Consider the following 22,375-nt stretch of genomic DNA (forward strand, 5'->3'; position numbering starts at 1 on the left):
GCTCGCGGCGGCTGGAGCAACTCGAGAGGAGACCAGACGGGGGTTCAGTCGTCGTCCATCGGCGCCGTCACGGGTTCGACGCGCTCGCCGCGGGGGCCGTCGAGGTCCACGTCGGGCAGCAGGTCACGGAGGTAGCGGCCGGTGTGAGAGTCGTCGAGGCGCGCGACATCCTCCGGCGTCCCCGTCGCGACGACCTCGCCGCCGTTTTCACCGCCCTCGGGCCCGAGGTCGATGACGTGGTCGGCGTTCTTCACGAGGTCGAGTTCGTGTTCGATGACGACGACTGTGTTCCCGTTGTCGGTCAGGCGATGGAGGACGTCGATGAGTTTCCGCTCGTCCTCGCTGTGGAGGCCGGTCGTCGGTTCGTCGAGGAGGTACAGCGTCTCGCCGGAGTCTTTCTTCCCTAACTCTTCGGCGAGTTTGATCCGCTGGGCCTCGCCGCCCGACAGCGTCGTCGAGGGCTGGCCGAGGCGCATGTAGTCGAGGCCGACGTCTTTCAGCAGTTTGAGGCGACGACGGATCTGGCTGGAGGACTCGAAGAACTCGTAGGCCTCCTCGACGCTCATGTCGAGCACGTCGGCGATCGTCTTCCCCTTGTAGGTGACGTCGAGCGTGGCGTCGTTGTACCGCGCGCCGTCACACTCCTCGCAGGGGACGTAGACGTCCGAGAGGAAGTTCATCTCGATCTTGACGGTTCCCTGGCCGCCACACTCCTCGCAGCGGCCGCCCTTGACGTTGAACGAGAACCGCCCCTTCTCGTAGCCGCGCTGTTTGGCGAGTTTGGTCTGGGCGAACAGTTCCCGAACGTAGTCGAAGACGTTCGTGTACGTGGCCGGATTCGATCGCGGCGTGCGGCCGATCGGCGACTGGTCGATCAGCCGGACGGTCTCGATCTCGTCGAGGCCCTCGAGGCTGTCGTGGTCGCCGGGAATCACCGAGGTGTTGTCGTTCATCTCGCGTGCGAGACCCTTGTAGAGAACCTCGTGCATGAGCGTGGACTTGCCCGATCCTGAGACGCCCGTGATCGCGGTGAAATTGCCGAGCGGGACGTCCACGTCGAGGTCCTTCAGGTTGTGCTGGCGGGCGCCGAGGATCGTCAGGGCACCGTCGGGATCGCGGCGCTCGTTCGGGACCGGGATCTGCCGCCGACCGGAGAGGTAGTCACCCGTGATCGAACCTTCGCACCCCTTGAGGTCCTCGACGGGACCGTTGACGACCACTTCGCCGCCGCGCTTGCCGGGGCCGGGGCCCATGTCGATGACGTTGTCCGCCCGGCGCATCGTCTCCTCGTCGTGTTCGACGACCAGCAGGGTGTTGCCGAGGTCCCGGAGTTCCTCGAGCGTATCGAGCAGCCGATCGTTGTCCCGCTGGTGGAGCCCGATCGAGGGTTCGTCCAGCACGTACAGCACCCCGACGAGGCCGGAGCCGATCTGAGTCGCGAGACGGATGCGCTGGCTCTCGCCGCCTGAGAGCGTCGAAGCCTCCCGATCGAGGGTGAGGTACTCGAGGCCGACTTCGCACATGAACCCGAGGCGCGAGCGGATCTCTTTGAGGATCTCCTCGGCGATCACCTTCTCGCGTTCGGTGAGATCGGCCTCCATCGACTCGAAGTGCGCCAGGGCGTCGCCGATGCTCATCGCGTTGATCTCGGTTATCGACGCGTCGTCGACGAGTACGGCACGGGACGCGGGTTTGAGGCGGGTGCCGTCACAGGCCGGACACTCGGTGACGGACATGTAGTCCTCGATGTGTTCGCGGGTCGAGTCGGAGTCGGTCTCGAGGTACCGCCGATCGAGGTTCGGGATGACGCCCTCGAACCGCTTGCGCTTCCGGCGGGTGCCGTTCTTCGTGTGCCGTTTGAACAGCACCTGCTCGCTGGTGCCGTAGAGGAACGCCTGGCGAATTCCTTCGTCGAGGTCCTCGAACGGCGTCGACAGCGAGACGTCGAAGTGCTCCGCGACTGCGTCCAGCCGGGTCTGGTAGTACGATCGGTTGTAGCTCCAGGGTTCGAAGACGTGTTTGAGCGGCTTCGACTCGTCCTGGACGACGAGGTCCTCGTCGACCTCCTTGGTCTCGCCCAGTCCCTCGCACTCGGGACAGGCGCCGTGGGGCGAGTTGAACGAGAAACTGCGCGTCTCGATCTCCGGGACGTCGATCCCGCAGTGGGTACACGCGAGGTCCTTCGAGAACTCGACGACGAACCGATCGTCCTCGTCGGTTTCGTCGCCGAGCGCGCCCGTCCGGCGCGCCTCCTCGCCGAGGTCTTCGGCGGCCTCCTCCGGCGGGTCCGGGAGGATGACCTTCAGAACCCCCTCGGCCTCGTCGAGCGCGGTCTCGACGCTGTCGACGATCCGCGGTCGATCCGCGGTCGAGACCTTCACGCGATCGACGATGACGTCTATCGTGTGGTCGAAGTTCTCGTCCAGGTCCGGGTCGTCGATCGTGAGGTCGTGTTCCTCGCCGTCGACCTCGACGCGGGCGTACCCCTCCGAGACGAGTTCCTCGAACAGGTCCTCGAACGCACCCTTCTGGTCGCGGACGACCGGCGCGGCGAGTTTGGCCTTCGTCCCCTCGGGAAGTTCGAGGATGCGCTCGACCATGTTCTGGGCCGACTGTTCGCCGACTTCTCGACCGCACTCCGGACAGTGGGGGGTGCCGACGCGCGCGTAGAGGAGTCGCAGATAGTCGTGGAGTTCCGTCACCGTCCCGACGGTCGATCGCGGGTTGTTCGCCGCGTTCTTCTGGTCGATCGAGATTGCGGGCGAGAGCCCTTCGACGGTCTCGACCTGCGGCTTGTCCATCTGGCCGAGGAAGTTCCGGGCGTAGGCGGAGAGACTCTCGATGTACCGGCGCTGGCCCTCGGCGTAGACCGTCTCGAAGGCGAGCGAGGATTTGCCCGACCCCGAGAGACCGGTGACGACGGTAAATTCCTCTCGAGGGATCGAGACGTCGAGGTCCTTGAGGTTGTGCTCTTCCGCCCCTCGTACCTCGATGAAGTCCTTGCTCATGGTCTGCTCGCGGAACCGATATGTGCGGGTGGTCGATTCGGTGCTCGATCCATCGTGGTTGCGTCAGTGGCCGAACGGACTTAACGAGTCTGAATGACCAATACCGTGGCGTATGATAACACGACCCTTCACCGGGCGATACTGCTGCCGATAGCCGCCCGGTCCCAACTGACTTCGGGGTCCAGCCCTAATGCACCGGTATGACTAGCGATCCGGGGCCCTCGCTGACCGTCGCGGAGTTCGTCGAGTACTGTCGGACGCAGGCCGGCCTCCTCTCCGGGCACGTCGAACGGATGGGTGACGAGGCCAGGGCCCTGCTCGACGAGATCGACGCGGAGATGGCCGAAATCCGATCGCGCCTCGATGGAGGGGCCACCGACGTCGGGGGCACTGCGGGGCCGTCGACGGCGGCCCGGCCGAACGAGCGCGAGGTCGACCTCGAGTCGATCGAGGAACTGGAGCGCGATCTCTCGGAGAAACAGACGCTCGTCGACGCCAAGCAGGCCCGGATGCAGGCGTTCCAGGACCTCGCCGCCGGCTACACCGAACTCGCCGAACAACTCCAGAACGAGGTCGAGGACGGCCAGGAGGCGCTGACGCGAGTCGTCGAGTTCGAGGCGGACCGCGACGCGCCGGCCTACTTCGAGGAGCGCCAGACGCTGTGCGAGGCCGCGATCGAAGCGGATTCGTCCGACCGGAAGTGACGATCGGCGCCCCGGGACGCTGGTCCGGCCTCGTCCCCTGGTTCTCCGATCTCGACGTCGTTCCACGACCCCGACCGCCCGGCGAACGCCGCCGGTCGCTCGATCGCGATCTCGCGCCGACCGCGTCACGCGTCGCCCCTGTGAGCGCGGGGGATCGCTTATTTTGCTTCGGCGAGAGCTAGTGCGTATGTCCCTCACGACCCACAGGTGCACCTGTGGTGCAACCCTCCAGTTCCGTCAGGATATCCGTAAAGAAGGGGCCGGCGTCTACCCGACCTGGAAGTGCAAGGACTGCGGCACGCCGGTTCCCGGCAAAACCGCCGAGAAGCTCAGACACCAGCATCCGTCGTGACGATCGTGACGACTGCCCCTCAGCCGTCGGTGGCCGCGCGCACCGTCAACACCGGGACCGTCGCCGTCCGCAGGACGCGTTCCGTGACGCTTCCGATGAGGAGTCGATCGATTCCGCTTCGGCCGTGGGTCCCCATCACGAGCAGCGCCGCATCCTGTTCGTCCGCGTAGCTCCGAATCGTTCGATCCGTCGATCCGTACCGGACCGCAGTCACCGCATCGATGCCCGCCTCGTCGGCCATCGCGACACCGTCGTCGATGATCCGCCGTGCAGCACTCTCGAGTCGATCGAGCCTGAGGTCGGTGCGCTCGTCGATCCCCGCCGGCGTCACGTCGACGACCGAGAGGAGGTGGACGGTCGCGTCGTGGTGGCGAGCGATCTCCAGAGCCCGCTCGAGCGCGGCGTCGGCGTGGGTGCTGCCGTCGATCGGAACCACGATCGTCTCGAACGGATACCGTCGCTCGACCTCGGGAGCGCCTCGGACGACGAGGACCGGGACTTCGGCGTCGCGGACGACCGCTTCCGTCACACTCCCGAGCAGGAGTCGGCCGACGCCGCGCCGTCCCCGCGTCCCCATCACGATCGCGTCGACGTCCCGGGTCGCGGCGTACTCGAGGATCGTGTCCCGCGGTTCGCCGGTGTGAATCTCGTCGATAACGGGCGCACCGGCGTCGCCCGCCCACTCGCGACCCTCGGCGATCGGCCCTTCGACGTCACCCGGATCGGCGTCCGGATCGATCACGTGCAAGACGTGGACGGTCACGTCCTCCGCGGCCGCGATCTCGCCGGCGTACTCGAGCGCCGCGTTCGCCGGGCCGCTCCCGTCGGTCGGAACGAGGATCCGTTCGAACATATGCTCCCCTCATCGCACAGCGACTTACACCTATGCGACAGTTCCCGATCAGTGGGACTTCGACTGCGCACGCGAGGCCGGTCAGTCGCCCTCACGCCGCTCGAAGCGCCTCGAGCAGCGCGTCGACGTCGGCCCGCGTATTGACCGCGTGGAGCGAGACGCGAACGGCCGCCGGATCGGGCAACGATCGCACGACGATCCCCCCGTCGGCGAGGCGCTCGACGATCGCCTCGGGGTCGTCGACGGCGATCGTCACGAGGCCGCTCTCCGGGGGTCGAGGGCTCAGTAACCGGTCCTCGGGGAGCCCGTCCGCGAGCCGGTTCGTGAGCGCGTCGATCCGGCCCGCGATCGTCCCGATGCCGATTTCCTCGACGATGTCGATCGCCTCCATCAGGCCGGCGTGGGCGACGGGACTCGTCGTCCCGACCTCGAACCGCCGTGCACCCGGCTCGTAGCGGAAGTCGCCAGCGTTCGCGTCGACGACGCTGCGGTAGCCGATCGCGGCTGGGGTCAGATCGGCAGCGACGTCCTCGTCGACGTAGCAAAAGCCCGACCCGAAGGGAGCGAGCAGCCACTTGTGACCCGACGCGGCCACGAAGTCCGCGTTCCACTCGCCGACGTCGACGGGGATCTGGCCGGGTCCCTGCACGGCGTCGACCAGCACCATCGCGCCGGCGTCGTGAGCGACGTCGACGATCTCCGCGATCGGGAGCCGGGTTCCGTGGGTCCAGGTGAGCGAACTCACGCAGAGAAGCGTGGCGTCGTCCGCGGCCGCTTTCACGTCGTCGAGATCGACGGTCCCGCGATCGGTTTCGAGCACCCGCACCTCGACCCCGTGCTCGCGTTCGAGGCGTTGCCACGGCAGGACGCCGGCTGGATGTTCGAGGTCGGTCCGGACGACCACGTCGTCTTCGTCCCAGTCGATAGCCCCGGCGACCCGGTTGATGCCGTCAGTCGTACTCTCGGTCAGGGCGATTTCGGCCGGAGCAGCGCCGAGCAGGTCCGCGACGACGGCTCGGGCCTCCTCGTAGAAGTCGAACGCCGCGGGGTACATTCCCGTCTCCGTCGGTGACGCGTACTCGTGGTGCTCGAGCGCGGATTCCGCGGCTTCGACGACGCGACGCGGACTGGGGCCGCCGGCACCCCAGTTGCAGTAGATACCGTCATCGAGGGCGGGGATGGCCTCGCGAAGTTCCGTTGGGTCCATATTCCACCCGTTTGAGCCGCCCCGACATCGGTCTGACGATCATTCCAGGCCATCGAGACTGGGGCGGACGACCGCTGCGCCCGTCGCTGGCCGTCGAGCCCTGGCACGGATTCCCGCGAACGCGACGACGCTTCCACTGCCCACGCTGTTAACCCTCTTCTGCCACGGGATCGACCCGATACCCGACGGGCAGTACAGGTGAACGACGTAACGCTACGGATCGAAATCCGCTCGTCTACCCGGGCCCGTTCGAGAGAAGCGTGCTGAATACGGATACCGACCGACCGCTGCTGTCAGTTCGCGTGGTTCGAAGGGCCCCTGAGGAAGAAGCGACAGATCGTCGCGATTAGATCCAATCGCGGGGAAGTTCGTCTGCATGATCTTGCAGTAACTCGAGTAGCGGACGGATCTCTTCGAATGTAGGCCCCTTTGAGACGGAACGTGTTTCGCGGTCCCAGCGAACAAAGCCCGCATCCGCTAACGCGGGGAGATGCGTGTGCACCATCTCGCTTCGCAGGATCGCCAGCTCTTTCTCGCCGGTGTGAACTATCTCGGGGACGAGAACTTCGTCTTGCGGATTCCGGTCGAGGAGAGCCACTAGCAGTCGTCGGCGATGTTTATCCGCCAGCGCTGACAACATTTGGTCGAGCATATCCAGATATTATTCGTCCGTTTACAAGAACGCCACCATTGCTTTCAAAATAACTGTGCCAATAGCAAATAATCGAACACAGATCGGAAATATCGTTTCGAGTATCTAAATCGCAACCTGCGAGCGCTGTGCTGAACGGCCGTCAACACGAACTGAATTTGCACTCTGTACTCGGCGCGACCGACGAGCAGTAGCCGTACCTGGGAGGAATCTCGACGGTCAGTTCGGGCGTTCAGCGATCGGCTGGGTCACGCCGAAGTCACCGGACGGTTCGGGTTTCGACGGGACTACTACCGGGGTTCAGCCGGACCACTACATCGGATTGATCGGGTGCTTCTTCGGCGGCCACGACTCCTCTCGCTCGGGGCCGTCCCGAGCGAGCGCCCGCAACAGTCGATCGCGGGTGTCGCGAGGATCGATCACGGCGTCGACGCCGACCGCCTCGACGGCGCGGACGGGGCCGGTGCGATCGACGAACTCCTGGACGAGTTCCTCGCGTTTCGCGGCGGGATCGGCGGCCGCCTCGTAGACCTCGCGGTAGGCGACGTCGACGGCACCCTCGATGCCCATGGCGGCGATTTCGGCGGTCGGCCAGACGACGGTGAGGTCGTTGTCGGTCGACCGGCCGCCGCCCATCGCGACGTAGCCGTACCCGTAGCCCCGCCGGAGGACGACGTTCAGCGTCGGCACCGTCGCGCGGTTGAGTTCGAACGGGAGTTTCGCCGAGTGGCGGGCGATCCCCTCGCGTTCGGAGTCCGGCCCCGGCAGGATCCCCGGCACGTCCGCGAGGAGCACGATCGGGAGGCCGAACGCGTCACAGACGCTCGCGAAGTGCGAAGCCTTGTCCGACGCGCCGGTGTCGATCGTCCCCGCCTTGATCCGGGGATTATTCGCGATGACGCCGACCGATCGACCGTCGAGGCGCGCGAAGCCGGTCACGACGTTTCGCGCGAACTGGGGCCTGAGTTCGAAGAAGGAGTTCCGATCGACGAGTCCCTCGACGATCGCGTCGACGTCGTATCCCTTCTTCGGGTCGGCGGGCATCGCGTCTACGAGTCGGTCGACCGCTTGCGCCGTGGGCGGCGTCGGATCGTCGTCGATCGGCGGGGCCGCCTGTGCGTTCCGTGGCAGGTACGAGAGGTAGGTCCTGATCGCATCCAGACAGGCCTCGTCGTCCGCGACGGCGAGCGAGGCCATCCCCGTCTCGGCGGTCTGGAACCGTGCATCGCCGAGTTCTTCCTTGCTCAGGTCGGTTCCCAGCGCGGCCTCGACGAGCGACGGGCCGGCGACGCCCATCGTACTCGTCCCCTCGACCATCACCACGAAGTCGGACATCGCGGCCCAGTTCGTCGCGGCGGCGAAGCCCGGCCCCATCATCGCCGACACCGTCGGCACCCAGCCGGAGAGTTTCGTCTGGAGCGTGGTGAGTCCAGCGTCCCCCTGTGCGAACGGCCGGGCGTCCAGCCCCTCCTGGATCCGGTGGCCGCCGCCGTCGTGGAGCAAGACGACGGGATACCCCTGCTCCAAGGCGAGGTCCAGTACGCGCTTGAGTTTGTTCCCGCCGGTGTGGCCGATCGAGCCGCCCTCGACGGTGAAGTCGGTCGCGGCGACCGCCGCCGGTCGGCCGTCGATTTCGCCGATTCCGGTGACGATGCCGTCAGCCGGGGCGTCCTCCCGTTCCCAGTCGGCGGTCTCCGGCGTCGTCGGGGCCGGCGCCGCGAGTTTGCCGATCTCGTCGAAGGAGTCACAGAGGAAGTCGATCCGCTCGCGAGCCGTGAGTTTTCCCTGCTCGTGCTGGGCGGTGACGGCGGCGTCGCGGCCCTCGTCGTCGACCGCGCGTTTCTCGCGTTCGACGCGCTCGATCAGGTCCTCGACGCTCGCCTCGTGCCGATCGGTCACCGCCGCTCACCCATCGACTCGGGGGCGATCGTCGCGTCGGTATCGTCCGCCGGGTCCGCTGTATCGCCGTGTGCCCGAGACCACTGGCCCATGCCACGCCATAACAAAACATTGGATAATAAATCCACGGTCCGGCTGAACGCTGGAAACCGCACGTCGGCTCTGGGAAACAGTGGCAACCGGGTGTCGCTGGCGTCGCCCCGACACCCGGGCTGGACGACGGCTCTCGTCCCGCCGATCGTCAGATGGTATCGCGGAGGACGATCTCGTCGTCGATCGAGGCGAGCATGTCTTCGGTGACGACGTAGTCTTCCTCGTCTTCGCCCTCCACGCCGAGTTTCGCGAGCAGGTGTTCCGCGACGCTCGGGTTCGGATCGACTGCGGCCCGGTTCCGATCGACGCTCGCGACGATGCCGAGTTCCTTCCCTGCTGCGTCGACGACCGTTTTCCCGACCGCGTCGTCGGTGAGTGTGGCTGTCATGTGGTCGTGCTACGACGACGGACGGCGTAACTGGAGGGCTTTCCCGTGCTTGCTCGGGGGCTGCACACGCGGCCCGGAGCTATTTGACCCGTGCCAGCGACAGTACTCTCGACGCCCGCCGACAGTCACAGAACCACCATGACCCACACGATCGAAATCAGCGACGACCTCAAGGAACGCATCGACAGCCACATCGAGGAGGACGAATCGTACGAGGAATTCATCGAGGAGTTGGTGTCGATCTACGAGACGGAAGGGGCGTTCCTCCAGGAAGGATACTCCGAGTGACGATCGAGACGGGATGGTCTTCGAGTGGCCGCAGTCGTCACGACCCCGACAGCGCATTTCGCGACGCCGTCCGCCCACGTCGATCGGTCCAATCGGGCGGTACACTCGAGTATCGTCCCCCCGTAGGGTCGACTATGCACCTGCTGGTCGCGCTCGACGACTCGGAGCCGGGGTGGGCGGCACTCGAGTTCGCGTGTGCGGAGCACGGGGACGACCAGATCACGGTGGTCCACGCGATCGATCTCGCGGAGAGCGGCTACGGCGAGTTCGCTCACCTCGGCACGGACCAGATGCTCGAACGACGGGAAGAACACGCTGCGGCACTGTTCGAGGCGGCCCGGGATCGCGCGGAGGCACGCGGCTGTTCGATCGAGACGGCGATCGTTCGCGGCCAGCCTGCGGACGCGATCGTCGACTACGCGAGCGAACACGCGGTCGATCGGATCGTCGTCGGCAGTCACGGCCGCACGGGCGTCTCCCGCATCCTGCTGGGCAGCGTCGCCGAACAAATCGTCCGCCGGGCACACGTTCCCGTGACGATCGCTCGCTAACGCGCGAAAAATGGTACGATTACTTATGTATCAGTGAACTGTTACGCGGTCGCGACTGAATAAACTAATTAAGGTCCGAGACAGTCCCGTTCCTATGAACAACCGCTACGATGTGGTCATCGCCGGTGCAGGCCCCGCCGGTGCCCAGTGTGCTCGGGACCTCGCGGCACGGGGGTACGACGTCGTCGTCCTGGAGACCGAGTCGGAGGACGAGTTCCCGCGCCAGAGCAACAAGTCGACGGCGGGGACGTTCCCGTCGATGATGGCCGCGTTCGGGATTCCCGACGACGTGGTGATGCAGTACACCGACACGGTCGTCCTCGAGTCGCCGACCGAGCATTTCGTCCAGAAACAGCCCGGTGCCGTCCTCGAGTTCGCGGATTTCAAGCGGTACCTCGTCGCCGACGGCCGCGAGGACGGGGCCGAGTATCGCTTCGACGCGCGAGTGGCCGCTCCGATCATGGAGAACGGCGAGATCGTCGGCGTCACCTACAACGGCGATCGGGAGGTCTACGGCGAGATCGTCGTCGACGCGACGGGGCCCGCTGCGCCGCTCGCGAAGAAACTCGACGTCGTCGACCTCAAGCACGAGAACCACGCGATCGGCATCGAGTACGAGTTCGAGGGCATCGACATCGACCGGCCCGGGTTCGCGGACCTCCACGACGCGATGATGCTCCGACTGGACCACGAACTCGCGCCCGGCGGCTACTCCTGGATCTTCCATACCGGCGAGGATACGGCCAAGGTGGGCCTCTGTTACATCCGGAACGAACAGTACCACCAGTACGGCCGCGAGGACTTCAGTATCGACGACTACCTGGACCACTGGATCGACACCGATCCGCGGTTCGAGAACGCGACGCGTCTCGACGGAAAGATGCACCGCGGCTCCGCGCACATCCAGATGCCCGGACAACTCTACACCGATCGGTTCATGGCGATCGGCGACACCGTCCCGACGGTCGATCCGCTGTGGGGCGAGGGGATCCACAAGTGCATGAAGTCCGGCCGGATGGCGGCCGCTGCGGCCGACAGCTGTCTCAAACACGGCAACATCGAACCGACCGCCGAGAACCTCGAGGTCTACGAGACGCTCTGGCACCGGGACGTCGCGCCGAACGTGCGGGCCCGACTGCTGATGACGAAATTGCTCTATATCGCGCCGGACGAGCGGTACGACCGCCTGATGGCCGATCTGAACCGACTCGACGACGACACGCTGGCGAAGGCGAACAAGGGAAACCCCGCCGCGATCGCAAAACTGCTCCACATCGACGATCTCCCGATGCTCGCGCGGTTCGCGAAGCAGGAGTTCAGCGTCGGCGACCTCCTGTAGAGACACGATCCCAGTCGATACGTTCGAACGATACGTCGCGCAGAGCAGGAGGTTTCTCGGTACTGGCGGTCGTACGTCCGCCGATGTTCGATACTATCCTCGTTCCGACGGACGGCAGCGACTACGCCGCGGCCGCCGTCGAGGACGGATTCGAGCTCGCCGCCGTCCACGACGCGGCGGTGCACGTGCTCTGTGTCGCCGACGTCGGGCCGCTCGGCGCGCTTCGCCTGCCGGGTGACGCGGCGAGTGCCGAAGCGGCGATTCGACAACAGGCCCGGGAAACCGTCGACGGCGCGCTCGATCGCGCGCCGGCCGACCTCGACGTGACCGGGACCGTACGCGAGGGGCCGCCGGAGTCCGAAATCCTCGACTACGCCCGGGAGATCGACGCCGATCTCGTCGCGATGGGGACCCGCGGCCGCGGCGGCGTCCACCGGATGGCGGTCGGGAGCGTGACGGATCACGTCGTCCGGTTCGGCGACGTTCCGGTGTTCGTCGCGACCACGAACGAGGAGTCGCCCTGATCGTCGCGATCGATCGACGAGCGGCCGATCAGTCGGCGGTGACGATCCTGTTGATCGCCGCCGTGCGCCGGCCGATCGCCCAGCCGAGCAACGCGAGGCCGACGTAGGTTCCGATCCCCGGAAGGACGTACGCCTCGGCGATCAACTCCGGCGTGAGCCCGAACGAATCCAGCGCGAGCGCGAACAACACGGAGAGGAGAAAGAGTGCGAGGCCGACGTCGCCGATCCGCATGTTCGGCATCGCCTCGGGACTGGCCCGCAGTCGCCCGGCCGCGTAGAACACGAGCGCGAACGTCGTCCAGCCGACCACCAGGGCCAGGCCTGTCGTGAACGGCTCGTCGGGATAGTATCTCGGCAGTATCGAGAGGTGAATTATCAGCGTGGCGAGCGCCGAACTGCCGAGGAGGACGACGAGGGCCAGCGAGTGTCGGTCCGACGCCATTGTCGATCGTGACGGCCGCGACGACCGTTAACCTGCTGGAACAGTCCCCGGTGTCCGCCGACGCCGGATCGATCGCTCGCGTTCGATCGTTTCGTCCGCTCCCGATCGTCACGATCGTTTCGTCGGTCACGGTCGCTCCGATCGTCGCGTCCGTTCCCGGCCGCTCGCTCACGCCTCGAGAAGGTCGGCCGTCCGCACTACCGTCGCGAACTCGCCGTCGAGGTGGGCGAGGGCCGTCCGGTGGACCGTCTCCGCGTCGAACGTCTCGCCGTCGAACGTCCGATCGAAGGAGGCGGTCGCGTCGGCGACGAGGTAGACGTCGAACCCGCGATTTTCGGCCATCCGAGTCGTCGTCGACACGCAGTGGTCCGTCGTCAGGCCCGCGAGGACGAGGGTCTCACAGCCCCGATCGCGGAGCCACGATTCGAGGGGCGTGTCGACGAACGCCCCGTTGACCGACTTCTCGACCGTCGGCTCGTCCTCGAGCGGTTCGGTTTCCGGTTTGAACGCGTACCCCGGCCGATCGGGACGCAGCGGCGAGTCCGGTTCGGTCGAGGCGTGACGGACGTGGACGACGGGCCGATCGGTCTCCCGCCACCGGGCCAGGAGTGCCGCGGCGCGCCCCTCCGCGTCGGGGTTGTTCCGGGTGCCCCACGCGTCGTCGTCGAACCCTCGCTGGAAGTCGATCAGCACGAGGACGGCGTCGTCCGGGAGCGCCAGGTCGTCGTCGTGGGCCGGTTCCCGTGGCCCGTCGTCGCGTGCGGGTGTACCGTCGGATTCGTGAGTCATGGAAGTCGAGCCGCCGGCTTCGGGTGGTGTCGCGTGATCGTGATCGGGCACTCCGCGGGGGCCTGCGCGTCGTCCTCCGAGAGCATGTACTGGGGCCACTCGCGATCGCCCTCGACGCCCCAGTCGCCGAGGTCGGCGTGGGGACAGACGCCGTCGTACCCCTCGAGGCGGTCCTGGATGACCTCGCGGGCCCGCTGGCCCGCCTCGGTGTCGGCCGTCACGTCCATGCGCTCGAACAGTTCGCGGGGCTGGAACGTGATCTCGAGGCCGATCGGACAGTAGCGGCTCTTTCGCTCCTCGTAGAACGGCGCGCGGCAGGTCGGAAACATCGGCTCGCCACCGAGACAGAACTCCCAGTAGGGATCGTCGGGGTCCGTCGGGATGTCCTCCGGCCAGGGTTCGGGGTCGTGGAGGTGCAGGGTCTGGAGAACGTGCCACAGCGCGTCGTGGTACTCCTCCTCGGAGAGGGGCTCTTCGGGCGGTCTGAAGAAGGTGACCAGCGACGCCCGCTCCGAGTGATCCCGGTAGACGTCGAGGTACTCGAGGATCCGATCGCGCAGCGTCAACAGCGCGTCGGCGTCCGACATCGACGGCACGGCGGTGTAGAGCGGATCCCCGTTCTGGACGGATTCGACGCCGAAGAAACACGGGAACGGCGTGTCGTTTCGCTCGCCGAGCAGTCCGTCGCGAAACGACTCCCAGTGGGCGGCGACCCACTCCGGCGCCTCGCCCGATCGAACGCGCCGATCGAGGGTCTCCTGGTCCATCAGCGACTGGACTCCAGGCTCGTTCATCATCCGGCGGTTCGGACTCATCCCCAAGGACGTTTTCGGTTCTGGACGGGGGCTACCCGGCTTCAGGACCCGTTTCGAATTCGACGATCGAACCACCGATCGGCGTCTTCCGATCGGGACCAGACGTTTCCCGCTCGCTTCCGTAACCCGGATATGACACTCCGAACGGACGTCCTCGTCGTCGGCGGCGGGGCCACGGGCGCCGGAATCGCACGCGATCTCGCACTGCGGGGCGTCGACGTCGTCCTCGTCGAGCGCGACGGCCTCTCCGGGGGGACCTCGAGTCGCTCGCACGGCTTGCTCCACAGCGGCGCGCGATACGCGCCGGGCGATCCGATCGGTGCCGAAGAGTGCATCCAGGAACGACGGATCCTGGGGGAGATCGCCGGCGCGTGCGTTCGCGACACCGGCGGCCTGTTCGTGGAACTGGCGGCGGACGATCCGGACTACTTCCGAGCCAAACACGACGCCTGCGTCGATATCGGTATCCCGGTAACGCTGCTGGACGGGGACGCGGCCCGCGATCGAGTGCCGGATCTCCCCCCGGACGTTCGGCGGGCGATGGCGGTTCCCGACGCCGTGATCTATCCGTCCCGCCTCGTCGCCGCGAACGCCGCTGACGCTCGCGATCACGGCGCGCGGATCCTCACGCACACGCCCGTCGAGGAGATGCACGTCGCGGGCGACCGGGTCACCGGCGTTCGCGTCGGCGGCCGCGTCGACGACACGATCGAGGCCGAGTACGTCGTCAACGCGGCCGGGGCGTGGGCCGGTCAGGTCGCCGCCATGGCGGACGTCGACGTCGAGATGCAACCCAACCGGGGCGTGATGATCGCCGTCGACTACGGTGATCTCGGCCCGGTGCTCAACCGGAGTCGCGACCCCGGCGACGGCGACATCGTCGTCCCCCACGAGGACCAGGTCGTCCTCGGAACGACGAGCGTCGACGTGGCCGCTCCTGACGACTTCGAGACCGCCGACTGGGAACTCGATCGCGTCCGGGCGGAGTGTGCGAAGATGCTGCCGCCCGTCGCCGAGGCCGAGACAATCCGAACGTGGTGGGGCGTTCGTCCGCTCTACGCACCCGACGAGGCGGCCCGCGGCGGCCGGGGCATCTCTCGCGGGTTCTTCCTGCTCGATCACGAGGACGCGGGCGTCACCAACGTCGCGTCGATCGTCGGCGGGAAGTTGACGACCTACCGGGCGATGGCCGAGGCGACGGCGGACCTGGTTGCAGAGCGCCTCGGCGTCGACGACCCCTGCGTCACGGCCGATCGTCGCCTGCCCGGTGCGGACGATCCGAAGCGCCTCGACGAATTCGCCGCGACGTTCGACGCGGACGGCCCGTCGGACGCGGACGTGGTGTCCGGACCCGATCGGAACGGGTCGTAGGGTTCTGCGGGGGCCGATCAGACGTCTTCGGGTAACCAGCCGCCGTCGACCTCGACGTTCTCTCCGCTGATGTAGTCGCTGTCCGGATCGAGGAAGAAGTAGAGTGGCTGGACCAGATCCGCGAAGGACGCGGGCCGATCGCGCGGCAGGTCGTCGGGGAACTCCGCGGAGTTTTCCACCACGTACGGCGAGATGGCGTTGACCGTGATCCCGTCGTCTTGAGTGTCCGCCGCGAGCATCCGGGTGAACATCAACACGCCCGCCTTCGCCACGAAGTACGGGAAGTTCGTCGGGTCGACCAGCCCCTTCTCGCTCGAGGCGTAGCCGACGTTGACGATCCGGCCGAACCCGTTCTCGCGCATGGCAGGCAGCGCTCGCTTCGAGCAGAGGTAGGTTCCGTTGAGGTTCGTCTCGAGTACCCGGTTCCAGGTGTCGAACTCGAGGTCCTCCCAGTGGGCGGGTGCGAAGTCGCCGACGTTGTTCACGAGGACGTCGATCGATCCGAGTTCCGACTCGACGGCCGCGAAGAGGCCGTCGACGCTCTCGGGGTCGGTGACGTCGCCCTGGACCGTCATCGCTTCGGCCGCGCCGCGCTCCCGTGCCCGCTCGGCGACGTCGCGAGCGGCGTCGGCGCTCGTGTGGTAGTGAACGGCCGTCTGCGCGCCGCAGTCGGCCGTCGCCAGCAGGAGTTCGCGACCGACGCCTTTCGCACTGCCCGTTACGAGTACCGTCCGTCCCTCGAGGTCGGGTCCGTCCATACGTCGACGACGGTGACTGTATGGAAAAATCACTCGGAATTCGCCACGAATCCGAGTATGTGTCCACTTCCCCACCGTTCTGATTTCAAAAGTCCGGAATTTAAGTAGGTCGCGGATCATTGTCGGGGTATGACGCTGAATACTGTCCTGCTCGCCGTCGGACCGGGCGACGCCGATCGAATCGACGAACTGGCCGAGGCCGTCATCGAGGTCGCGAAACCGGCAGACGCGACCGTTGCACTCGCCCACGTCTTCACCAGCAGCGAGTACGACGAGGTAGTGACGCGACTCGAGTTCGACGTCGAACACGACGAGATCGATCCCGACGAGGTCGCGATGCGACACTCGACGATCCGTGACCTGCAGACGATACTGGACGACCACGACGTCGACTACGACACGCGCGGTGCCGTCGGCGAGCACGGCCCGACGATCGTCGACCTCGCGACCGACGTCGATGCGGATCGCGTGATAGTGGGTGGACGCCGCCGCTCGCCGACCGGAAAAGCGGTCTTCGGGTCCACGGCGCAGGAGGTCCTCCTGTCGGCACCGTGTCCGGTGACGTTCGTCCGGAGCGAGGAGTGAGCGATCGGAGAGGGACGGTCCCCGCCGGCGGTAAAAAACGGCGTAATACTGCAAGGACGAGAATACTTAAGCGGATGGCAGCGCCAACGTAGGGTTATGGCGATCGATACTGTTCTGCTCGCAGTCGGTCCGATGGATACCGTACGCGCCGAGGACCTCGCCGACACGGTTCTCGAGGTCGCGGAACCGCTCGGCGCGAACGTCGTGATCGGACACGCCTTCACGGAAGACGAGTACGAGGAGTTCCGGGACGATCTCGGCTTCGAGGAACGCGTCGAGAACGTCGACCCGGACGCGGTCGCGGCCCGTCGGCCGCCCGTCGGCGATCTCGTGGAGATGTTCTCGGACGCGGGCGTCGAAACCGTGGTTCGCGGAGCGCTCGGCGAGATCAGCACGGCGGTCGTCGATATGGCGATCGACGTCGACGCCGATCGGATGGTCGTCGGCGGCCGACGCCGATCGCCGGCGGAAAAGGCGGTACTCGGCTCGGTCTCCCAGGAGATCATCCTCCAGGCCCCCTGTCCGGTGACCTACTTCCGGGACCTGGACGTCATGGAGTAGTTCACGTCACCGACGATTCGACTCTCGTCCCCGTTTGGTGTCGGAGCGGCGGCCCCTGCCGGCCCGTCGCGGCCCGTCGTGACGACCGATACAATTCGGTCGTTTCGGGACGTCGAGACAGGAGGGATCCAGAGGGAAGCGGTGATCGTCGTCGATCGCCTCACGCCGGAGGCGTCGTGCGCGCCCTCGCTCACGAGAGCAGGTACGGACGCCCCGAACGCTCGACGAAGACGGCCCGTTCACGCACGCGACGGTAGCGCGAGCGAGTCGGCGTCGACGACCCCGTCCGACGTATCAGTATATAAGGGACCTCGTTTCTACTAGTTCGCGTATAGAAATACGTTTCAGCTGATGTTTATGGGCGGGTAGCGCCATCGTCACGCCATGAGACGCATCCGTTCGCGGCTGCCGACGGTTCTCGGGGACTTGCGATCGAACCCCGCGTTTCTCCGACTGCTCGCGGGGCGACTGGTCACGAACGCCGGCGACAGCCTCTACTACATCGCCGCGATGTGGCTGGTCTTCGAGTTGACCGGATCGCCGCTGTACACCGGGATCGCCGGCTTTCTCGTGCGCGCGCCCTCTGCCCTCTCCTTTCTCACCGGCCCGCTCGTCGATCGGTGGTCGCTGCGGCGCGTCCTCGTCGGCACGCAACTGACGAACGGCGTGCTGGTGCTCGCGGTGCCGTTCGCAGCCTGGACCGGCCACCTCTCGGTGTGGGTCATCCTCGCCGTGCTTCCGGTCGTGACGCTCGTCAACCAGTTCGTCTATCCCGCACAGAACGCTGCGCTTCCACGGATGATCGAGGAGGAGAACCTCGCGAAGGCGAACTCGCTGCTGTCAGCGGCCTACCAGGGGGCCGATATGACGTTCAACGCCGCGAGCGGCGTTCTCATCGCCGTCGTCGGCGCAGTCACGCTGTTCCTGATCGACTCGGTCACGTTCGGCGTCGCACTCCTGTTGTTCGCCGGGGTCACGGTCCCGACCAGCGCCGACCTCGTCGACGTCGCGCCGGATACGACCGTCGATGATGCCGACGCCGACGCCCACGATGCGGCGGATACGACCGTCGACGACGCGGTGAGTTCCGGCGGCTACCTCGCGGACCTACGGGAGGGGTTCGCCTACGTCCGCGGTTCGTTGCTCGTCGTCCTGCTGATCGGCGTCGTCGTCGCGAACTTCGCCGCCGGCGCGTTGCTCGGCGTGTTACCCGCCTTCGCAGCAACGGTCGGCGGGCCGGACGCCTACGGGTTCCTGATGGCTGTCTACGCCGGGGGCACGCTCGCGGGGACGCTGCTCGCCTCGCGCGTGGACGATCGGCCGCTCGGCCGGTTCGCCGTCGTCAGTAACGTGCTCACGGGGATCCTGCTCGCCGTCGCACTCGCCCTCGCGTGGTTTCCCGCCACGATCGGGTTGTTCTTCCTCACGTTCGTTCCCGTCGGCGCGTTCAACGTGCTCTTCTTCACGATGCTCCAGTCGGCCGTCGACGACGACCTGCTGGGGCGGGTCTCCTCGCTGATCACGAGCGTCGCGACCGTCGCGATCCCGGTCGGATCCGCAGTTGGCGGTGCCGTCGCTGGCGTCATCGGCAGCCGCTTCGTCATGTACTGGTGGGCCGTCGGCAACCTCTTTTTCGGCCTCTACGTCGCCGTTCGTCCCGGCCTGCGATCGCTGCCCCCCGCACCGGACATCACCGCGGATCTCCTCCAGGTAGGCACCCGGGCGGACGCCACCGCCGAGGGTACCGACGGGAGTACGGCGAGCGATACTCCCCGGGCCACCGACTGATCGCCGCTCTCAGCGCCGCCGACGGATCGCACATCACCGACTGATCGCACATCACCGACTGATCGCAACGGCCTCGCGCGTGCGATCCGTCATGTTCGTAGCCGTCCGCTCCGTCCACAGCCGATCGTCGTCCGCGGCCGATCGATCACCGTCGATTCCCCCGGTCTTTCCACTCGCGTTCCTGTCGTCGTTCGCAGACGTGGCGTTCGCCGTCGGCGAGGTTACGGCGGACGCGGCGCTCGAGGGTGGTCGTCTCGGCCAGCAGGGTCTCCTGGAAGTTCTCGAGGACGTCGTAGGACCACCGGTCCTCGTCGACGACGCCGTGGGGGAGCAGGTCGGTCCTGATCGCGTCCGCGAGCGCGTCGTGGCCGCTTTCCCTGAGCAGGTGTTCGGCCTCGAAGAGGTGGTCCATCCCGTGGCCGGTCGCGTGGTGGAACTCGATGAGACAGCCCTGGGCACGCTGGACCCACTCGAGGCCCAGTTCGACCTCGTGGAGCGCCTCGAGTTCCGTCTCGGTGAGCGTCGGGTCCGGTTCGGACTCCGCGGGTGAGTCGTCGGTGGCCATACGACGTACTATGTCACACTATAGCATACGTGTGTCGCCGGTTCGCACTCGTTCGGTTGCGCCGGGATTCCAGCCGACGGTGTACTCGCCCGCGAGTCAGGATCTGTTTAGTTAAGTACGGCGGCCGCAGTCCCCTAGGTAGCATGGTCTACTATGCGGGCGTCGACCTCGGCGCGACGAACGTGCGGGCCATCGTCGCCGAGGCCGACGGGACGACGATCGGTGCCAGTCGTCGGGCGACGCCGCGCGGTCCAACCGGGATCGACGTGACGGAAGGCGTCCTCCGAACGCTTCGCGAGGCGTGTGGCGACGCCGGCATCGCTCCCGAGTCGATCGCAGCCACGGGTATCGGCTCGATCGGCCCGTTCGACCTCGCGGAGGGCGCGGTGATCGATCCCGCCAACCTGCCCGACTCGATCGATCGCATCCCCCTGACCGGACCGATTGAACAGTTGATCGACAGCGACGACGTCTACCTCCACAACGACACCACTGCCGGCGTCATCGGCGAGCGGTTCCACTCGGCCCGCAACCCCGACGACATGGTCTACGTCACGATCTCCTCGGGGATCGGGGCCGGCGTCTGCTGTGACGGCAATATCGTGAACGGCTGGGACGGCAACGCCGGCGAGGTCGGCCACTGCGTCGTCGATCCCCACGGCCGGCTCACCTGCGGGTGTGGCCGCGACGGTCACTGGGAAGCCTACTGTTCGGGCAACGCCATCCCCCACTACGCGCGACTGCTCGCCGAGGACGACCCGACCATCTCGACGGATCTCCCCCTCGAGGGACCGGACTTCACCGCGAAAGACGTCTTCGAGTTCGCGGGTGAGGACGAACTGGCCGACTACACGATCGAGCAGCTCGCCCACTGGAACGCGATGGGCGTGACGAACGTGGTCCACGCGTTCGCGCCGATCGTCGTCTCCTTCGGCGGCGCGGTCGCACTCAACAACGAGGAGCTGGTCGTCGATCCGATCCGCGAACGGGTCTCCGAGATGGTGATGACGAACGTGCCCGAGATCCGCGTCACCGACCTCGGCGACGACGTCGTCCTCGAGGGAGCCCTCGCGAGCGCCCTGACCCAGGGGACTGGCGATCGACGACGGCTCGCGAACTGAGGGGGGTGCGATAGCGGCACGAAAAACGGCGGATGCGATAGCGACGCGGAATCCGAGCGGGAGCGATCGGCGTCATTCGACCGGCGACGACGGGTCCGATCGACGTGGTCCGGTCGCGAACGTTGCGCGCCGCCAGTCGCTGCCACCTCTTATTTATCTTGACGGTGCGAACAGGGAGTGTGTACCGACGAGCCCTCCTCCGGCGCGGTACGATCGCCGGGGCGTCCCTGTCCGCCCTGCAGACGACGGCTGTATCGTCGACTGCCGCGTCCGGAACGGACGCGGCCGAGTTCGAACCCCGTGGCCGCGTGTCCGTCGAGGGTGCTGCCGAAACGGCCGTCGACGACGACGGCGACGTCGCGTATCTCGCGGCGACGAACGGGTTCGTGACCGTCGACGTGGGCGACCCCGCCGACCCGTCCATCCTGGCGGAGGAGCGCCGGATCGAGGTCGACGACCGCCGACTGACCGAGATTCTCGACGTCACAGCCGACGGCGATCGGCTGGTCGTTCCCGGACCGGCGAACAGGAAGAGCGACGTCTTCGAGGGGTTCCTGCTGTACGACGTCAGCGACCCCGCCGATCCCGTCCGCGTCGGCGAGCCGTACGAGACCGGCTACCACATCCACAACTGCCATCTCGACGGTGACGTCCTCTACGTCGTCGCCAACGGGCCGGAAGAGGATCCCGAGATGCCCGACGGAAACCGGCTCGACGTCTACGACGTGAGCGACGACGAGGTGGACGCGATCGGTCGCTGGTCGCTGCTGGACCACGACCCCGAGTGGCGCGAGGTCTACTGGCTCGCCCGCTATCTTCACGACGTGTACGTCCACGACGGCGTCGCCTATCTCCCGTACTGGAACGCCGGCACCTACCTGCTGGACGTCAGCGACCCGTCCGATCCCCAGTTCCGCTCGCGGGTGCGAGACACCGCCCTCGACGAACAGCGCACGATCGAGGACGCCATCGAGGCCCAGCAGGCCCTGCCGGGAAACGACCACTACGCGGCCGTCGACGACGCGGGCGACCTCATGGCGGTCGGCCGGGAGGCCTGGGCCACCGACGCCGACGACGCGGGCGGACCGGGTGGGATCGACCTCTACGACGTGACCGATACCGAAGCGCCGGAACGCGTCGCGACGATCGAACCCCCCGAGACAGAGGACGCGAGCTATCGCGGCGGGGAGTGGACGACGTCTCACAACTTCGAACTCCGGAACGGCCACCTCTACTCGTCGTGGTACCAGGGCGGCCTGAAGGTCCACGACGTCTCCGACCCGGCCGATCCCGTCGAGCTTGTCTCGTGGGAGGACCGCGAGACCGCAGGCTTCTGGACGGCACGCGTCGCCGTCCCCGGCGAGACGATCGTCGCGAGCAGTACCCAGTTGATCCCCGGTGCAGATACCGAGGGCGCACTCTACACGTTCCCGATCGGCTCCGCCGACGAGGAGCGCGGGGACGACGATACCGCCGAGACGATCCCCGGATTCGCCGGCGTGGCGAGCCTCGCGGGACTCGCCGGCGGGCTCGCCGGGCTGAAGTGGTTGCGCCGCCGCGACGCCCACGAGTGAGGGCTGGTCGGCACGCGTGATGGCCGACCGGCACCCGTAACGGGACGATCGATCGACGGCGGCGCGCTCGGGAACAGTGACGCCCGTCGATTCCGAATCGTCGACGCCGAGAATCCTTCGTGATCGATCCTGAACGTATGTCACCATG

Annotated in this window: 22 protein-coding genes; 12 read left to right on the forward strand and 10 right to left on the reverse strand. The window is 66.8% G+C overall.

Translation table 11 applies throughout. The features are described from left to right. Positions 1-44: 44 nt before the first annotated feature. Positions 45-3,008 carry an excinuclease ABC subunit UvrA gene (uvrA, locus tag MUG98_RS17255; protein ID WP_265108670.1) on the reverse strand — a complete coding sequence of 988 codons (2,964 nt, stop codon included), beginning with the start codon at positions 3,006-3,008 and terminating at the stop codon, positions 45-47. 200 nt (positions 3,009-3,208) lie between these two features. Between uvrA and MUG98_RS17260 the strand changes: the two genes are divergently transcribed. Together MUG98_RS17260 and MUG98_RS17265 are read left to right on the forward strand one after the other, a co-directional pair. Next, a complete protein-coding gene (locus MUG98_RS17260; RefSeq protein ID WP_265108671.1) occupies positions 3,209-3,712 on the forward strand; it encodes a hypothetical protein in 504 nt (167 codons plus the stop codon). A gap of 187 nt (positions 3,713-3,899) precedes the next feature. Beyond that, positions 3,900-4,064 carry a hypothetical protein gene (locus MUG98_RS17265; RefSeq protein WP_265108672.1) on the forward strand — a complete coding sequence of 55 codons (165 nt, stop codon included), beginning with the start codon at positions 3,900-3,902 and terminating at the stop codon, positions 4,062-4,064. A 19-nt stretch (positions 4,065-4,083) separates the two neighbouring features. Here the strand turns inward: MUG98_RS17265 and MUG98_RS17270 are convergent, their stop codons facing one another. The 4 genes from MUG98_RS17270 to MUG98_RS17290 form a co-directional block, all read right to left on the reverse strand. Next, a complete protein-coding gene (locus tag MUG98_RS17270) occupies positions 4,084-4,917 on the reverse strand; it encodes a universal stress protein (protein ID WP_265108673.1) in 834 nt (277 codons plus the stop codon). A 91-nt stretch (positions 4,918-5,008) separates the two neighbouring features. Next, positions 5,009-6,124 carry an aminotransferase class V-fold PLP-dependent enzyme gene (locus MUG98_RS17275; RefSeq protein ID WP_265108674.1) on the reverse strand — a complete coding sequence of 372 codons (1,116 nt, stop codon included), beginning with the start codon at positions 6,122-6,124 and terminating at the stop codon, positions 5,009-5,011. Between the two features lie 964 nt (positions 6,125-7,088). Next, positions 7,089-8,675, reverse strand: a complete 1,587-nt coding sequence (locus MUG98_RS17285; protein ID WP_265108676.1) for an acyl-CoA carboxylase subunit beta — start codon at positions 8,673-8,675, stop codon at positions 7,089-7,091. 241 nt (positions 8,676-8,916) lie between these two features. Then, positions 8,917-9,156: a hypothetical protein gene (locus tag MUG98_RS17290; protein ID WP_265108677.1), complete on the reverse strand. Its 240-nt coding sequence runs from the start codon at positions 9,154-9,156 to the stop codon at positions 8,917-8,919. Between the two features lie 138 nt (positions 9,157-9,294). Here MUG98_RS17290 and MUG98_RS17295 point away from each other — a divergent pair, with 138 nt between their 5' ends. From MUG98_RS17295 to MUG98_RS17310, 4 genes are all read left to right on the forward strand, one after another. Next, positions 9,295-9,444, forward strand: coding sequence for a DUF7557 family protein (locus tag MUG98_RS17295; protein WP_425601099.1), 150 nt, complete (start codon positions 9,295-9,297; stop codon positions 9,442-9,444). A 134-nt stretch (positions 9,445-9,578) separates the two neighbouring features. Beyond that, positions 9,579-9,995: a universal stress protein gene (locus MUG98_RS17300; RefSeq protein WP_265108678.1), complete on the forward strand. Its 417-nt coding sequence runs from the start codon at positions 9,579-9,581 to the stop codon at positions 9,993-9,995. A gap of 94 nt (positions 9,996-10,089) precedes the next feature. After that, positions 10,090-11,334, forward strand: a complete 1,245-nt coding sequence (locus MUG98_RS17305) for a digeranylgeranylglycerophospholipid reductase (RefSeq protein WP_265108679.1) — start codon at positions 10,090-10,092, stop codon at positions 11,332-11,334. Between the two features lie 83 nt (positions 11,335-11,417). Beyond that, positions 11,418-11,858 carry a universal stress protein gene (locus tag MUG98_RS17310; RefSeq protein ID WP_265108680.1) on the forward strand — a complete coding sequence of 147 codons (441 nt, stop codon included), beginning with the start codon at positions 11,418-11,420 and terminating at the stop codon, positions 11,856-11,858. 28 nt (positions 11,859-11,886) lie between these two features. Here the strand turns inward: MUG98_RS17310 and MUG98_RS17315 are convergent, their stop codons facing one another. The 3 genes from MUG98_RS17315 to MUG98_RS17325 form a co-directional block, all read right to left on the reverse strand. Further along, positions 11,887-12,300, reverse strand: coding sequence for a hypothetical protein (locus MUG98_RS17315; RefSeq protein WP_265108681.1), 414 nt, complete (start codon positions 12,298-12,300; stop codon positions 11,887-11,889). Positions 12,301-12,468: 168 nt separating this feature from the next. Continuing rightward, on the reverse strand, positions 12,469-13,089 hold the full coding sequence (locus MUG98_RS17320; RefSeq protein ID WP_265108682.1) for a cysteine hydrolase family protein: 621 nt from the start codon (positions 13,087-13,089) through the stop codon (positions 12,469-12,471). Next, positions 13,086-13,883: a YqcI/YcgG family protein gene (locus MUG98_RS17325; protein WP_265108683.1), complete on the reverse strand. Its 798-nt coding sequence runs from the start codon at positions 13,881-13,883 to the stop codon at positions 13,086-13,088. The genes MUG98_RS17320 and MUG98_RS17325 overlap by 4 nt, the downstream gene beginning before the upstream one ends. 153 nt (positions 13,884-14,036) lie before the next feature. Between MUG98_RS17325 and MUG98_RS17330 the strand changes: the two genes are divergently transcribed. After that, positions 14,037-15,275: an FAD-dependent oxidoreductase gene (locus MUG98_RS17330; protein ID WP_265108684.1), complete on the forward strand. Its 1,239-nt coding sequence runs from the start codon at positions 14,037-14,039 to the stop codon at positions 15,273-15,275. Between the two features lie 17 nt (positions 15,276-15,292). On the opposite strand, the gene MUG98_RS17335 is transcribed toward MUG98_RS17330, so the two are convergent. After that, positions 15,293-16,033 carry an SDR family NAD(P)-dependent oxidoreductase gene (locus MUG98_RS17335; protein WP_265108685.1) on the reverse strand — a complete coding sequence of 247 codons (741 nt, stop codon included), beginning with the start codon at positions 16,031-16,033 and terminating at the stop codon, positions 15,293-15,295. A gap of 129 nt (positions 16,034-16,162) precedes the next feature. Here MUG98_RS17335 and MUG98_RS17340 point away from each other — a divergent pair, with 129 nt between their 5' ends. From MUG98_RS17340 to MUG98_RS17350, 3 genes are all read left to right on the forward strand, one after another. Next, complete coding sequence (locus tag MUG98_RS17340; RefSeq protein ID WP_265108686.1) at positions 16,163-16,618, forward strand: universal stress protein; 456 nt, start codon at positions 16,163-16,165, stop codon at positions 16,616-16,618. Positions 16,619-16,714: 96 nt separating this feature from the next. Beyond that, positions 16,715-17,179, forward strand: a complete 465-nt coding sequence (locus MUG98_RS17345) for a universal stress protein (RefSeq protein ID WP_265108687.1) — start codon at positions 16,715-16,717, stop codon at positions 17,177-17,179. 384 nt (positions 17,180-17,563) lie between these two features. Continuing rightward, positions 17,564-18,967, forward strand: coding sequence for an MFS transporter (locus MUG98_RS17350; protein WP_265108688.1), 1,404 nt, complete (start codon positions 17,564-17,566; stop codon positions 18,965-18,967). Positions 18,968-19,112: 145 nt separating this feature from the next. On the opposite strand, the gene MUG98_RS17355 is transcribed toward MUG98_RS17350, so the two are convergent. Then, positions 19,113-19,532 (reverse strand): hypothetical protein, encoded by a 420-nt coding sequence (locus MUG98_RS17355; protein WP_265108689.1) that lies wholly within the window; start codon positions 19,530-19,532, stop codon positions 19,113-19,115. Positions 19,533-19,675: 143 nt separating this feature from the next. Here MUG98_RS17355 and MUG98_RS17360 point away from each other — a divergent pair, with 143 nt between their 5' ends. Then, positions 19,676-20,653: an ROK family protein gene (locus tag MUG98_RS17360; protein WP_265108690.1), complete on the forward strand. Its 978-nt coding sequence runs from the start codon at positions 19,676-19,678 to the stop codon at positions 20,651-20,653. Between the two features lie 179 nt (positions 20,654-20,832). Next, on the forward strand, positions 20,833-22,227 hold the full coding sequence (locus tag MUG98_RS17365; protein WP_265108691.1) for an LVIVD repeat-containing protein: 1,395 nt from the start codon (positions 20,833-20,835) through the stop codon (positions 22,225-22,227). Positions 22,228-22,375 lie beyond the last annotated feature (148 nt).

The sequence above is a fragment of the Halosolutus halophilus genome, from assembly GCF_022869805.1.
Lineage (GTDB): Archaea > Halobacteriota > Halobacteria > Halobacteriales > Natrialbaceae > Halosolutus > Halosolutus halophilus.

Coding starts and splice junctions, on each gene's coding strand:
- MUG98_RS17260 (WP_265108671.1), top strand. CDS start 3,209: ATGACTAGCGATCCGGGGCCCTCGCTGACCGTCGCGGAGTTCGTCGAG.
- MUG98_RS17360 (WP_265108690.1), top strand. CDS start 19,676: ATGGTCTACTATGCGGGCGTCGACCTCGGCGCGACGAACGTGCGGGCC.
- MUG98_RS17310 (WP_265108680.1), top strand. CDS start 11,418: ATGTTCGATACTATCCTCGTTCCGACGGACGGCAGCGACTACGCCGCG.
- MUG98_RS17355 (WP_265108689.1), bottom strand. CDS start 19,532: ATGGCCACCGACGACTCACCCGCGGAGTCCGAACCGGACCCGACGCTC.
- uvrA (WP_265108670.1), bottom strand. CDS start 3,008: ATGAGCAAGGACTTCATCGAGGTACGAGGGGCGGAAGAGCACAACCTC.
- MUG98_RS17315 (WP_265108681.1), bottom strand. CDS start 12,300: ATGGCGTCGGACCGACACTCGCTGGCCCTCGTCGTCCTCCTCGGCAGT.
- MUG98_RS17295 (WP_425601099.1), top strand. CDS start 9,295: ATGACCCACACGATCGAAATCAGCGACGACCTCAAGGAACGCATCGAC.
- MUG98_RS17320 (WP_265108682.1), bottom strand. CDS start 13,089: ATGACTCACGAATCCGACGGTACACCCGCACGCGACGACGGGCCACGG.
- MUG98_RS17305 (WP_265108679.1), top strand. CDS start 10,090: ATGAACAACCGCTACGATGTGGTCATCGCCGGTGCAGGCCCCGCCGGT.
- MUG98_RS17340 (WP_265108686.1), top strand. CDS start 16,163: ATGACGCTGAATACTGTCCTGCTCGCCGTCGGACCGGGCGACGCCGAT.
- MUG98_RS17265 (WP_265108672.1), top strand. CDS start 3,900: ATGTCCCTCACGACCCACAGGTGCACCTGTGGTGCAACCCTCCAGTTC.
- MUG98_RS17300 (WP_265108678.1), top strand. CDS start 9,579: ATGCACCTGCTGGTCGCGCTCGACGACTCGGAGCCGGGGTGGGCGGCA.
- MUG98_RS17270 (WP_265108673.1), bottom strand. CDS start 4,917: ATGTTCGAACGGATCCTCGTTCCGACCGACGGGAGCGGCCCGGCGAAC.
- MUG98_RS17345 (WP_265108687.1), top strand. CDS start 16,715: ATGGCGATCGATACTGTTCTGCTCGCAGTCGGTCCGATGGATACCGTA.
- MUG98_RS17350 (WP_265108688.1), top strand. CDS start 17,564: ATGAGACGCATCCGTTCGCGGCTGCCGACGGTTCTCGGGGACTTGCGA.
- MUG98_RS17330 (WP_265108684.1), top strand. CDS start 14,037: ATGACACTCCGAACGGACGTCCTCGTCGTCGGCGGCGGGGCCACGGGC.
- MUG98_RS17325 (WP_265108683.1), bottom strand. CDS start 13,883: ATGAACGAGCCTGGAGTCCAGTCGCTGATGGACCAGGAGACCCTCGAT.
- MUG98_RS17275 (WP_265108674.1), bottom strand. CDS start 6,124: ATGGACCCAACGGAACTTCGCGAGGCCATCCCCGCCCTCGATGACGGT.
- MUG98_RS17335 (WP_265108685.1), bottom strand. CDS start 16,033: ATGGACGGACCCGACCTCGAGGGACGGACGGTACTCGTAACGGGCAGT.
- MUG98_RS17290 (WP_265108677.1), bottom strand. CDS start 9,156: ATGACAGCCACACTCACCGACGACGCGGTCGGGAAAACGGTCGTCGAC.